The organism is Hoeflea sp. (assembly GCF_039975035.1).
Taxonomy (GTDB): Bacteria; Pseudomonadota; Alphaproteobacteria; order Rhizobiales; family Rhizobiaceae; genus Hoeflea.
Genome location: NZ_JBDWHW010000163.1, coordinates 103,825 through 117,032, shown reverse-complemented (window position 1 = coordinate 117,032; position 13,208 = coordinate 103,825). Strand labels below are relative to the sequence as shown.

General features: G+C 57.6%; 13 protein-coding genes. 4 read left to right on the top strand and 9 right to left on the bottom strand.

Features of this window, described 5'->3' with window-relative positions; genetic code table 11:
• Positions 1–40: 40 nt before the first annotated feature.
• Complete coding sequence (locus ABJN75_RS14860) at positions 41–1,567, bottom strand: altronate dehydratase family protein (RefSeq protein ID WP_348440355.1); 1,527 nt, start codon at positions 1,565–1,567, stop codon at positions 41–43.
• Positions 1,568–1,680: 113 nt separating this feature from the next.
• On the opposite strand from ABJN75_RS14860, the gene ABJN75_RS14855 reads away from it, so the two are divergent.
• The 4 genes from ABJN75_RS14855 (at position 1,681) to ABJN75_RS14840 (ending at position 5,481) form a co-directional block, all read left to right on the top strand.
• Positions 1,681–2,382: a GntR family transcriptional regulator gene (locus ABJN75_RS14855; protein WP_348440354.1), complete on the top strand. Its 702-nt coding sequence runs from the start codon at positions 1,681–1,683 to the stop codon at positions 2,380–2,382.
• A gap of 180 nt (positions 2,383–2,562) precedes the next feature.
• Positions 2,563–3,468 (top strand): glycosyltransferase family 10, encoded by a 906-nt coding sequence (locus ABJN75_RS14850; protein ID WP_348440353.1) that lies wholly within the window; start codon positions 2,563–2,565, stop codon positions 3,466–3,468.
• Entirely contained in the window at positions 3,465–4,523 is a 1,059-nt protein-coding gene (gmd, locus tag ABJN75_RS14845; RefSeq protein ID WP_348440352.1) for a GDP-mannose 4,6-dehydratase, read from the top strand. The genes ABJN75_RS14850 and gmd overlap by 4 nt, the downstream gene beginning before the upstream one ends.
• Positions 4,516–5,481, top strand: coding sequence for a GDP-L-fucose synthase (locus ABJN75_RS14840; protein ID WP_348440351.1), 966 nt, complete (start codon positions 4,516–4,518; stop codon positions 5,479–5,481). The genes gmd and ABJN75_RS14840 overlap by 8 nt, the downstream gene beginning before the upstream one ends.
• An 84-nt stretch (positions 5,482–5,565) precedes the next feature.
• Here ABJN75_RS14840 and ABJN75_RS14835 read toward each other — a convergent pair whose 3' ends face one another.
• From ABJN75_RS14835 to ABJN75_RS14800, 8 genes are all read right to left on the bottom strand, one after another.
• Positions 5,566–6,423 (bottom strand): hypothetical protein, encoded by an 858-nt coding sequence (locus ABJN75_RS14835; protein WP_348440350.1) that lies wholly within the window; start codon positions 6,421–6,423, stop codon positions 5,566–5,568.
• 57 nt (positions 6,424–6,480) lie between these two features.
• Positions 6,481–7,188 carry an FkbM family methyltransferase gene (locus ABJN75_RS14830; RefSeq protein WP_348440349.1) on the bottom strand — a complete coding sequence of 236 codons (708 nt, stop codon included), beginning with the start codon at positions 7,186–7,188 and terminating at the stop codon, positions 6,481–6,483.
• Positions 7,189–7,221: 33 nt separating this feature from the next.
• Positions 7,222–7,782, bottom strand: coding sequence for a methyltransferase domain-containing protein (locus ABJN75_RS14825; RefSeq protein WP_348440348.1), 561 nt, complete (start codon positions 7,780–7,782; stop codon positions 7,222–7,224).
• Positions 7,783–7,806: 24 nt separating this feature from the next.
• The gene (locus ABJN75_RS14820; RefSeq protein WP_348440347.1) at positions 7,807–8,535 is read right to left on the bottom strand and encodes a class I SAM-dependent methyltransferase; all 729 of its coding nucleotides are present in this window, start codon (positions 8,533–8,535) and stop codon (positions 7,807–7,809) included.
• Between the two features lie 29 nt (positions 8,536–8,564).
• Positions 8,565–10,157 carry a family 6 glucosyltransferase gene (locus ABJN75_RS14815; RefSeq protein WP_348440346.1) on the bottom strand — a complete coding sequence of 531 codons (1,593 nt, stop codon included), beginning with the start codon at positions 10,155–10,157 and terminating at the stop codon, positions 8,565–8,567.
• The gene (locus ABJN75_RS14810; RefSeq protein ID WP_348440345.1) at positions 10,154–11,017 is read right to left on the bottom strand and encodes a glycosyltransferase family 25 protein; all 864 of its coding nucleotides are present in this window, start codon (positions 11,015–11,017) and stop codon (positions 10,154–10,156) included. The genes ABJN75_RS14815 and ABJN75_RS14810 overlap by 4 nt, the downstream gene beginning before the upstream one ends.
• 131 nt (positions 11,018–11,148) lie before the next feature.
• Entirely contained in the window at positions 11,149–12,153 is a 1,005-nt protein-coding gene (gene galE, locus ABJN75_RS14805) for a UDP-glucose 4-epimerase GalE (RefSeq protein WP_348440344.1), read from the bottom strand.
• Positions 12,150–12,920, bottom strand: coding sequence for a glycosyltransferase family 25 protein (locus ABJN75_RS14800; protein ID WP_348440343.1), 771 nt, complete (start codon positions 12,918–12,920; stop codon positions 12,150–12,152). Before ABJN75_RS14800 ends, galE begins: the two co-directional genes overlap by 4 nt.
• Between the last annotated feature and the right edge of the window lie 288 nt (positions 12,921–13,208).

Genomic DNA, 13,208 nt, shown 5'->3' with positions numbered 1-13,208 from the left:
GTATGCGTTATAGACCCTGCCGATAATCGGGGGCTCGCAGCTACATCACCGCGCCCATCTGCCAGGGCACGAATTCGGCGCCGCCAAAGCCCAGCTCCTCGCTCCTGGTTTCCTCGCCGGAGGCCACGCGCAGGAACAGCTCAAATATCTCGCGGCCCTTGTCCTCGAGGCTGACGCCATCGGTGATGATGTCACCGCAGTTGATATCCATGTCTTCGGACATGCGGCCATACATTTCCGAATTGGTGGCGAGCTTGATGCAGGGCACAGGCTTGTAGCCCGACACCGAGCCGCGGCCGGTGGTAAACGCGACCAGATTGGCACCCGACGCGATTTGGCCGGTCACCGAGCAAGGATCGTAACCGGGGCTGTCCATGAACACGAAGCCGCGCTCGGTCACCGGTTCAGCAAACTTGTAAACCTGGGTCAGCGGCGCGGTGCCGCCCTTGGCCACCGCTCCCAGTGATTTTTCGAGGATGGTTGTCAAGCCGCCCTTCTTGTTGCCGGGCGAGGGATTGTTGTCCATCTCGCCGCCGTTGCGCGCGGTGTAATCCTCCCACCAGCGGATCCGCTCGACGATCTTTTCGCCGACCTCAGGAGTCACCGCCCGGCGGGTCAAAAGATGTTCGGCGCCGTAGATCTCGGAGGTTTCAGACAGGATGGTGGTGCCGCCATGGGCGACCAGCAGATCCGAGGCAACCCCGAGCGCCGGATTGGCGGTGATGCCGGAATAGCCATCCGAGCCGCCGCATTGCATGCCGATCATCAGATGTTCGAGGCCAGCGGGCGCACGGGCAATCGTGTTGGCAACGGCTGCCATTTCCCTGAGTTGCTCGACGCCGCGCTCGATGGATTTGCGGGTGCCGCCGGTCTGCTGGATCGTCATGTAGCGGACATTGCCGTCCGAACGCATGCGCCCCCTGCCCACCAGGTCGGGGATCTGCATGACCTCGCAGCCGAGCCCGAGCAACAGGATGCCGGCGAAGTTGGGGTTGCGGGCATAGCCCTGCAATGTCCGGAACAGCGTGTCATAGCCCTCGTCACGCCCCGACATGCCGCAGCCGCTGCCATGGACAATCGGCACCACCCCGTCGATATTGTCGAATTCGTCGAGCCAGCCCTGCTTCTCCACCGCTTCGGCGATGAAACGCGCGACCGAACCGGAGCAGTTCACAGAAGTGAGGATGCCGAGATAGTTGCGGGTGCCGACGCTGCCATCGGCGCGGTGGTAACCCATGAAATGGCGCGTTTCGGACGTGACGGGAAGCGGCGTGACCTCTGTGGAAAAGTCCTTCGCCTCGGCGTGGCCGCCCATGCCGAGATTGTGCACATGCACATGCTCGCCGGGGGCGATGGCGCGAGTCGCGATGCCGATGGTCTGGCCGTAACGGATGACTTTCTCACCCTGGGCGATCGGATGTGTCGCGATCTTGTGTCCGCGCGCCACGGGATCCCTGAGCGGGACATCCAACCCCGGCACCGTCTTGGCCAAGGCCAGGTCCTTGAGCGCGATGATGACATTGTCCTTGGGGTGGAGGCGGATAGTCTGAGCAAGCTCGGTGGTCATGGATCGATCCGTTGTTTGGGGCCTGTCGTTAAAAGCCGCGCACCGCTTGACTGACCGGAAGTTCGAACTAACATGTTAGTATGACAGCTAATGAGGATAGTCCACTGCAAGATGTGAAAAAATCCCGGCCTACGCTCCAGCCACTCGACGATTATTCCGGTTCGCTTTCCCAAAAGGTCTATCTCTCACTCAAGCAGGCAATCCTGACACTGGCGTTCCGGCCGGGCGAAAGGATGCAGAAACAGGAAATCTGCGCGGAGCTCGGCGTCTCGCGATCTCCCGTCACAGAAGCCATGGCGCGGCTCGCCAGCGAAGGTCTGGTCGATATCATTCCGCAAACCGGAACCTTCGTGACGCGGTTTTCAATGGCGGAAATCAGCGAGGGCGCCTTCTTGCGCGAAGCGCTGGAACTGGCCGCCGTGGAAAGGGCGGCCGCCACGATCACCGAGGAGCAACTGGTGCAGTTGCGCCGCAATCTGCGCATCCAGGAAGCGTTGATGCAGGATGGCGACCTGGCCGGTTTTCACCAGATGGACGCCCGGATGCACGAACTGATCCTGTCGTTTACAGGTTACCGGCGACTGGCGGCACTGGCCGAGACAGCCTGGATCCACGTCAATCGCGCCCGCCATCTCAACCTGCCCGCACCGGGACGGATGCAGGCAACGCTTGCCGAACACAAGGCGATCGTGGCGGCGCTCGAGGCGCGCGATGCAAAAGCGGCGCGCGAAGCCACGCGATACCACCTCAATCAGCTGATCAAGTTTCTCGAACCGCTGGCCATCAAGCATCCGGAGCTGTTTTCGAACGGATAACACGCCAGCCGCGACGGGTTAGGGCCAGCAGAGTGCACCCGATCGATCGCAGGGCGTTCCAGCGTCAGGACCGGCGGACAGCGCATTGCCGAAAAACGGCAATGCGCTGTTCACACCTTGAAAAAGCCGGAGAAACCGATCAGGAACCTAGCGGTATCGAAACATCGGCAATTCTGGATCATGACTGACCATTCCATCAACGAAGATGCCCCGGCGGTGGCGCTGCTGCACTACGGCACACGGGTCGGCCCGCAGCTGGCACGAACCCCGCTCGACGACCTGGTTTGGCCGTTGGGACGCCCCGTGCGGCTGATGAGCGGCACCGTGGCGAACATGGAACCCGGTGATCACCTGATCGCCCATGTGACTTCACGGCTGCTCTACATGCCGCGCCCGGGTGTTCGCGCCCGGGTCTGCGTGATGGTGGTCGAGCCAAAGGCTGTTAATAGCCGCAACATGGCATGGCTGAGAGTGCTGTGGTGGCGTTTCTTTGCTGTGTTGACCTGCAATCCCGCCCTGCTTGGGGCAGTCCCCAATGGCCTCCGCTTTCTCGTCGGGACAACCTGGGTGCCGGATTGGCGCACAACCGATACGTCCAAATCCCGGATGCTGTCGCTGATCGCGTCGACGAAGAACTATCTCGAAGGCCACAAATTGCGCCATCGCACGGTTGACTGGATCAAGGTCAACGCGATCGACGCGGACATTCTCGGAAGCGGCTATCAACCGTTCGAGCGCAAATCGGACGGTCTGGCGCCCTATCGCTATTCGGTTATCATCGAGAATGTGAGAGAAACCAGTTACTTCACCGAGAAGCTGGTGGATTGCCTGCTGTGTGAAACCGTGCCCATCTACTGGGGAGCGCCAGATATCGATGAGATATTTGATCCGCGCGGGATGATTGTCTGCAATTCTTTTGAAGACATTCAGGCCGCGATTGGCTCGGCCTCAGTGGCGGACTATCAGTCCCGGCTTGAATTTATCGCCAAGAACAAGGAAAAGGCGTCTCACTACGCCGATCATTACCGCGCCGCCGCCCGTATCGTGCAGGATGCCGCCGCCCAAAGGACAAAGCCGAAGCCATGACTCAATCGACATCGCCGAAAACCGCTCTCATCACCGGCGTGACCGGTCAGGATGGCGCCTACCTGTCGGAGTTCCTGCTCAAGAAGGGCTATGAGGTGCACGGCGTCAAGCGGCGCACTTCGCTGTTCAACACGGCCCGCATCGACCATCTTCTCGATGGCGAACACGGGCGTTCCGGCCAATTCGCGCTGCACCATGGCGACATGACCGATTCCTCGTCGCTGACCCACATCCTGCAGCAGACCAAGCCCGACGAGGTCTACAATCTGGCCGCCCAGAGTCATGTCGCGGTGAGCTTCGAGGAGCCGGAATACACCGCCAACTCCGATGCCATCGGCACGCTGCGCCTGCTCGAAGCCATCCGCATTCTCGGCCTCAAGGACAAGAGCAAATTCTACCAGGCCTCGACCTCGGAGCTTTACGGCCTGGTGCAGGAAACCCCGCAAACAGAGCGCACGCCGTTTTATCCGCGTTCGCCCTATGCAGTGGCCAAGCTTTACGCCTACTGGATTACGGTCAACTACCGCGAGGCCTACGGGCTCTACGCCTGCAATGGCATTTTGTTCAACCACGAAAGCCCATTGCGCGGAGAAACCTTCGTCACCCGCAAGATCACTCGCGCCCTGGCGCGGATCAAGCTTGGCCAGCAGGACAAGCTCAGTCTTGGCAATCTCGATGCGTTGCGCGATTGGGGCCACGCCCGCGACTATGTCGAAATGCAGTGGCTGATGTTGCAGCAGGACGAACCCGACGATTTCGTCATTGCCACCGGCGTGCAATATTCGGTGCGGGACTTTGTACTAGCTGCCGCCGACGCGCTTGATATGACGATCAATTTTGAAGGCGAGGGCGTGGACGAAGTCGGCCGCGACCCGTCCGGCAAGGTGATCGTCAAGGTCGACCCGCGCTACTTCCGCCCGACCGAAGTCGAGACGTTGCTGGGTGACGCCTCCAAGGCCAAGCAGAAGCTTGGCTGGACGCCTCAGACTTCGTTTGCCGACCTCGTCGCCGAAATGGCGGAAGCCGATCTGAACGAAGCCAAGAAGCATGGTTGAGGCTCTCTATTCACTTGCAGGCAAACGTGTCTATGTCGCCGGTCATCGCGGCATGGTGGGGTCCGCGATTGTGCGCCGTCTCGCGTCGGAAAACTGTACAGTGCTCCATGCGACGCGCTCCGAACTGGACCTGACCAACCAGAGTGCAGTTCAGGAATGGTTTGCGGAGAACCGCCCCGAGGCTGTGTTTCTTGCTGCCGCCAAGGTTGGCGGTATCTTCGCCAACAATACGCTGCCTGCAGATTTTCTCTACGAGAATCTGATGATTGAGGCCAACATCATCCATGCGGCTCATCAGAATGGCGTCGAGAAGCTGCTCTTTCTTGGCTCCTCCTGCATCTATCCGAAGTTTGCCAAACAACCGATTGCCGAAAGCGACCTTCTCACAGGCCCGCTTGAGCCAACCAATGAATGGTATGCAATAGCCAAGATCGCCGGCATTAAACTCTGCCAGGCTTACCGCAAGCAGCACGGCGCGGATTTCATCTCGGCGATGCCGACCAATCTTTATGGCACTGGTGATAATTATGACCTGCAAACCAGCCACGTGCTGCCAGCGCTGATCCGCAAGGTGCATGAAGCAAAAAGCACCGGGGCGTCGTCGATCACGCTGTGGGGCAGCGGCACGCCCTTGCGTGAGTTCATGCACGCAGATGACTGCGCCGATGCGCTGGTCTTTTTGATGAGACACTACTCCGGCTATGAACATGTCAATGTCGGCAGCGGAGTCGAGGTGACGATCCGCGACTTGGCGGTGACGATCGCGCGCTCGTCAGGTTACCCCGGCTCGATCGAGCTTGATCCGTCCAAGCCGGACGGAACACCGCGAAAGCTGATGGATTCGGCCAAGCTCTGGGCGATGGGGTGGAAGCCGAAGATCGGATTGGAAGACGGAATTTCCCGGTCGGTCGCGGAATTTGCCGAAATCCATTTGAAGGCAGAGCGCAAGAACAAATAGACTGCGTTACCCCTGACCGCGGAGCAACGCAGAATTCTTCAACATACTGGCTACCGGCGGTCACAAATCAAACTGGTCGGCCTTTTAGCCAAGCAAGCGCTTGAACCGGCGGCGCCATTTGAACATCTTCCACTGCAACCAGTTGTAATTCCCTGGATAGCGCCGGAGACTAGCGGGGAACTTCTGAACGTCGACGGCCGTTAGCTTTTCATCATGCCATAACATGTCGTGTGGTTCGGTGAGCATGACCGTGCCATCAAACCCGGAAAACACTACGGACAAAGGCGGCTCTTCCTGGCGGAAGGCCATCAACTCACTATCGTTACGCACATACTCTCCCTGCCACAGGTCTCCGCGCACGAGAAATGCATTGAATTTATTGGCACAAACCAGCTTGTAGTCTTTTTCCTTACCCAATTCATAAAAGGCGCGAAGGCTGCTTCCACGGCTGATCTCGGGATCCGCTGGCTGAACATAGTTCACGATTGATGGTATGGACGGGTTAAACTCAACACAGATCAGTTTGGGTCGATACAGCTCCATGGCATTGATCGTGTGATAGTCATTTCCGTCAATATCTACTGACAGAAGATCGAAATCCACCGGGCAGCCAGTTTTTGCCAAAAGGTTGTCGAGCGAGTCAGATTGGCTGAAGCCCACAAATTCATTTGCACATGTAACCCGTTCGAATTCTTGCATATTCCGACATAGTTCATGGTATTTTTTTGTGTTTCCCTCGATCAATACAGCTGAATATTCCAAATTCTCGATCAGGTTCAGCGTATTGCTCAGATATATTCCGTCCCAAGCGCCGAATTCAACGCACCATTTGTTCCGATTCGAAATTCTTTCCAACAAATAATCAATGACTCCATCCTCGCCGCTTTGCGAATGGATATTGCTGGAGTGCGACAACACTTCGGCGGCACTCTCGTTCAACATAGATGGAATCCCATTTTTAGTTTACTCTTATAATATTGTTGCGATATCAATCTGAGACTACTGATTGAACGTGCTCTCTTTTCGAAACACGAGATCATAATACTTCCCAATGGATTCATTGTTCATCAGAACTCGTTCATCAATTTTCTTAAAGCCGCGCTCCGCGAGCCACGCCACTATCTCGCTGGCACGCGCGCAACCTTCATAGGCCTCAAAATCAGCAGCTTCAGTCTTGATGTAACGGAATCGATCCAAAACCATCTCGGCACCCTTTAAAACCAGAAGCTCGCTACCCTGCGTATCCAGAATCAATGCATCGTACAGACTGGTATCAACCGCATTCTCGGTGAGAGAATTCACCAAGGTACTCGATTGCAACTCGATCGAGGAGACGTATCCCACATCAGGCCACATTTTCTTGTGTTCCTTCATCTCAAAAATCGATGACGAACAGCCTTGATTGCCAGCAATATTGAATTTGTAAGATGCGTTGGGCTGATCAGTTAACAGCGCTTCAATAGCCGTCTGGTTGCTGTAGGGTTCGATAGTCTGCAGCAATTCCTGGAACACCAGTGGGATCGGTTCATACCAAAGCACATTCAGCCCGCGTTCTGCGTATTGGGGCGCTTCCTGTCCACTGCTCGCGCCGACATGAATGACCCCTCGACAATCGTCCAGAAATGCATCTGGCTTTGGCGGTCGCTTGCCCTGCAGCGCGTATTTCAAGCGCCGAACAACCCGCCTGGCCTCTGATCGTATCGTCACGTAGTAATCCCTTTGGTTTTGCTGCTATGGCCCTTAAGCCCGCGCCTCAAGGTTAAGCGATACTAAGGTGCCACTTTCCTTGTCCATATGGGGCAGGTAAGCTTGGCTGTAATCATCGAGCCCGGCATGATCGGTCAAACGCCAGTCCCATCGATAAACTTCCGAGAAGCCAGCTTCCATAAGGTATCCGGTCAGGCTCTTCTCATCAAAAACCATTTTGTGAAAATCATACTGATCCCGCTGCCCACCCATCATCAGGCCGAGGATCGTTGGCAACCCGCCACTGACTTTCCCCGAGACGTATAGTTTCGCGCACGCCTCATAGTCCGGCACCGCAAGCCGCAACGTTCCACCCCGCTTGAGCACCCGCCGCCATTCCCGCAAAACAGCCGCGTACTCCTTGCGCCCGAAATGCTCGAGCAGATGACAGGCATAAATATGCTCAACCGTGCCATCGGCTATGAAGTCCAGCTTGTCCACCGGGCCCACGCGATCAACATGCGGATAGTCCAGCGCGTCGACATGAAAATAGCCGGGAATGTGCTTAGAGCCACATCCCAGGTGAAGTTTTTGACAATTGTGAATCTCGGTCAAAATGTAATCCTGTCTATTTGGCGGTCAATCACGAACCGTTTCGGGTTTGGATATTTTCCTGGCACGGACATGCCAGCCGAATGTCAGGAACTCACTGGAATTGCGGTTTCCCCGTGGTCCGTCAAGGCGAGCCATTTTTTTCATCAGATACCGTGCCAACTTGAACATGAGTGAAGGCACGACGCCTGCTTCCTGGCCCACATACTTGCGGGACATCCCCCTGGCTCGTATCAACTCCTGTGCCATAAAATCAAAATAGCCGCCATTTGGCTCAAGAACCTCGATCTCGAACCCGGCTTCAGGAAGATGGTGGCGATAGAAATACTCACTGAATCCGGTGGCAAAATGATAGGGCGCAAAATGCGTGGCGGAAATAAATGGCGCGGTCACAACCATGTAACCGCCGTCGGCCACAAGCCGGGCAAGCTTTTTCAAACTGGCAACCGGATCAGGTACATGTTCCAGTACCTCGGTACACAGAACAATGTCGTACTGTGTGTCCTCTGGTATATCCAGAATGTCGCAGCGAATGTCGATTTGTGAGAAATCCCAGTCCCCGGTATGCAAGCCGCGCTGATTACCACCGCCATCATATTCCGCGACGTCTTGCGCTGTGTATCGAAGGTGTTCGCACAACGGCTTATACTGGCATTCGCCCGCACCGACATCGAGAATTGTAAGGTTGTCGGGAAATGAACCGAGTTGGCTTGCAAGCCACGCTCGCCGCGCCTCTTCGTTATTTGGTTCTTTCATCTGTAGTCCCATTTTTGAGAGATCAGCGGTTATGTGTTTTCAATTGTCCGCCATCCCTGCGGGGTGATGTGTTCATTCGATAGGCCGGGATCCAGATACCAGGTCTCCGGGCCGATCACGATCTTGTCCGGCGACGGATTGAGCCAGGCACCCCACCAGGAGAACGTGGAATTGGCGATGATGTTGTGCCGACAGGCTGCCATCAGCCGCAAGTCCTCATATGGCATTTCCGGTCCGTTGATGGCCACAACAATTTTCTCGCCCGGCAGGTCGAGATTGGATCGAGCCCATTCCGGATCATCGGAGAAGACAAAAAACCTCGGCGTCCCCTCAACTGAATCCAGAATAGATGCTGCCGCCTTGGCATAGTATTCCTCACCGCAGACAGCGTAAATACCGCGGGTCTTATCGCTGGTGAGATAGTCGCCACGGCGGACATGAACAGACACCGAAAGACACGCTTCGATCTGAGCCATCATCTGCAGGTTTTCAGCACTGGGCGCCGTCAGCACCCTCAGGTCGTCGCGGATTTGAGGAGCGATCTCTGTGAAATAACGCTCGGATTGCCAATAGCCCCTGAGTTCCGAACCCGGCTTGGCGCGCAGCACCCGTGGATCGAACCGGTTGCGGGATTCGCGCAGGAACCGCCCGTCTATCTTGGCGAGGGTTCGCCAGGCAAGGCGCTTGATCTTGCGCTCCCGTGGCGGGCAAAGTTCCTTGGGGCCGCCGATACGGGCTTCGATATTGAAATGACCGAGTTCATAGGGATGCCCCATCTTCTCGAGTGTACGTGTGTCGAAAACCACTTTTGCGCCGCAGCGCAGCGCCGCCGCCCGCGCAGTCGCATACTGGAACATTTGATTGCCCATGCGCCCAAGCAACTCAATGACAATGGTGTTGTCGGGGGCGCGCCAGCGCCGGGTCTTGCGCAAGGCCAGCGCCCCACCAAACTTCGCCTTGTCTCTGATCAATATCTTCGGTCGAAATGGCAGTGGCCAGTTCTCGGGAAAACAATAGCCCGGATCCATCAGTTTGTGAGGATGATCGAGAATGTAGCGGTTGAGATGGGATTCGTCGTGCCAGACAGCCATGACACCGGCCTTCTTGTCCGCTTCCACGGCCTTCCGCATTGTTTCGATGAAGGCCAGATAGCTGTCCCTCGGGCCGCCGTTGACGCCGCCGGCAACGTAATGCTTGCCTTCGCCTGCCGGGACAAAAGCCTTTGAGCGGGGGCTGCGTTCGTAGGGCAGTTCCGCCGGGGGCCGCTCATGATGACCAGGATGGCGAACAACGAGAATCTCCCCGGGTTCCGCCAGAATTTCCTCGCCAATGCGATCCACAATCTGGCAATTGGCATTGAAGAAGTAGACATGATCGAAGTCCGAAAGCTGGTCGCGGACCTTGGTGAACACCGTGAACCGGTCCAGCGTGTTGCCCGGCCAGCCCAGATTGTCCTGATGCACAGTGACAACACCCCGGTAATCACGGTCAAGCGGCTGGTCTGTAAAAACAAAATAGGTCTTTTGATGGCCAGGCAGGAAGTAACTTTCGCAGGACGCATGGAACCCCTCCAGGAATACCCGGTAGCTTCCGGTGCAGATGTAAAGAATTGCGATTCTCAAGGTTTGCTTACCTTTCCCGCGGCGACAAAGCGGACACCGTCTATCTCGATAGGCACTTTGCGAAATCTGTGAGCGGTTAGTGCATTGATCATCATCCGTTGCATTACGACGCCAAGTTTGCGCAACGGCTTAAGCACCCGGCGATCAAACCCTCTGGACTTGGCCGCCCGACCGCCATCGGGATGAAACAGGCGTGGCGCGGCGTTTACTATGCTTTCCACGCCTGAATGTCTGTCGCTCGGAGTGACCAGATAGTCCTGGACACAGATCGCTGGCTCCAACTGCCAGATTGCCAGTTTTCCGGAGATACCAAGCTTTGGATTGAACATCAGCTGATCCACCGGATCACAGGCGGCGGATGTCAGTTTGAGCAGTTTCTCGGCGCCCCAGCGCGAGACGAAATAGCCCGCAGTTCCCCCATGGACTGAGCTAAGCCGGAACAGCCCATGGCCAAAGGCCAGGGAGGCGGGCTCTTTGCCCATCAAGACGCGCTGAAACACCGTCTCCGCCTTGAGCAGGTCCGCGTCCCTGGGCAGCCAGTCGGAAGACTGCAGAAAATTGGCGGCGTTGCTCGCGAAGTGGATGTCGTCCTCACAGACAAAGGCCCAGTCCTGCGTTTGTGCTGCCACTATTTCCCAGACGCGGACATGGCTCAGGAAACAACCGATCTCGCCATAGCCGACGCCATATTCGCCCGATGTGCGCGGCCCCATCGCGGCAATAAGTTCGTCCGGCAGGGTTCGCCCGTCGACGGCAGCGACGCGGGTCGGCTCGATCCCGACGCGGGCGCATTCGGCGCGAAAGGATGCGTCGCGCTCGGGCGAGCGGTCGAGATTGATGTAGTAGCAGGGGATGGTCATGTCCTGGTCCCGGTCCGGCCTCCAAAAATGTCAACCCGCCCGAGTGCGGCGCACCGTCGACATCTTCGTCTCCGGTGTTCATGCAGAATATCGAAGGCGAAGGCAAGCCGGCTGACCCGGTCCGGCGTCACTCAGCCGGCCGGATTTCCGCCCGTCCGGTTGCCCAGATTGCGTTCCCATTGCAGCGCATGGCGGATGACTGTTTCCAGATCCTCGAATTCCGGCGACCATCCGAGCGCATCGCGCGCAAGGGTGGAATCGGCCACGATCATGGCGGCGTCGCCGGCCCGGCGCGGAGCCTGTGTGACCTTGAAGTCCACGCCGGAGACCGCCTTGACGGCATCGACCACCTGGCGGACGGAATAGCCGCTGCCATAGCCGCAATTGGCCGCAATCGACGCCCCGCCGTTCCTGAGATAGGTCAGCGCGCAATAATGCGCACCGGCAAGATCGGTAACGTGGATATAGTCACGCACGCAGGTGCCGTCCGGGGTCTGGAAATCGTCGCCGAAAATCTGGAGTCCGTCGCGCTTTCCGGTCGCGGCTTCGGCGGCGATCTTGATGAGGTGGGTCGAAAGCCGGGAGGACTGACCTGCCCGCATCTGCGGATCGGCGCCGGCGACATTGAAATAGCGCAATGCGGCGTAGCGAAAACCGGGATTGACCGCCGCCACGTCGCGCAACATCAGTTCGGTCATCAGTTTCGAGGTCCCATAGGGCGATTCAGGCACAAACGGTGCTGCTTCGCTCACCGGCTCGAGACCCGGCGCGCCGTAAACCGCGGCCGAGGAGGAGAAGATGAAATTCTCCACTTTCGCATCAAGCGCGTGCTGGATCAGGAATCTCGATTTGCAGGTGTTCTCGGAATAGTAATCGAGCGGCACTTCCACCGATTCCGAGACAATGATCAAGCCGGCGAAGTGAATGATGGCATCGATCTTGTGGTTTGAAAAAATGGTGTCGAGCGCTTCCGGGTCGGCAATATCAGCCTTGTAGAATGTCGCCTGCGGGGAAACCGCCCATTCATTGCCGGTCGACAGATTGTCGATGACCACGACCTCCTCGTTGTGCTCGAGCAGCTTGAGCACCATATGGCTGCCGATGTAGCCGGCTCCGCCGGTAACAAGTACGGTCATTGTTCAACTCCGATTGGTGTAAAATGCCGATTGGAACAGGTGCGGACGCGGCTGCGATAGACGAACCGTCTGATCTCTCGCAAGAGAGTTTTCCCCAGCGTCTTGTTTTTGGGAACCGAAATCGTGCTGCCGCCGGCCTGCTGTGTCCGGTCGCTCAGGCCCGACGGCACCGCACAACTCAGGGCGACGCCGGTAACCCAACTCATCTGCAACAGCGTATCGACCGGCCGGTCAAAGCGCTCGGTGAGTTGCAGAAGATGCCGGGCATGGGCCGCACTGACGAGTTGTCCCGACGTGCGCAGCATTCCGACCCGCGGTTGCACGATGCTGGATTTGTCGTTTTTTGCCAGAATCCGCGTCTTGTCCTTTACCGGCCTAACCTGAAACTGGATGTAACCGGCCCGGTCAATGACCTCGTTTGCCAGCTCCAGCGCGTTGGCGAAGACCTCGCCATCGATTTCGACATCGTCCTCGAGTATCAGGCCGGCCTTCAGGCCCATGTCGACAATCATCCGCCAGGCCTTGCGATGGCTGAGAAAACAGCCGATCTCGCCAGGGCTGAGAGGAAATGGATAGCGCGGTGCATGCAGGCTTTGGCGGGAACAGGCAGCCTCTACCTCGCCGGCGGACAGCGCACCGCCATCGACCGCCTCGATCACCTGCACCGGCAGAGGGCAGGCGGCGCGTATGCGCTCGACCTGCGGCCGCCGCGCCTGGGCGCGGGTCAAGTGGATAATGAAGGCCTGAATATCGCCCGGTTCGTTCATGCCACGCCCGCTGTTTACTCAACACCCTGTCGCGCGCCACGGCGGCGGGTTGACCTGTTCTAGACGAGGGGCTTTGCAGACCGCAAGGGTCAAACCGGATTGGAGCATGTTCGATCCCGTCTGGCGTCCTTGAGCCAGATATCCGGCAGCACAGTACCGGCACGGAGCGCGGAGCTTTCCGAGCCGGGCCCAGGGGACTTTCGACGGGATACCCAGCTTTCTATTTTTAGCGAAAGGTTGGCATCATCCACCTTGGGGACCGGGTCTCGTCGCATGTCCATCCGACTG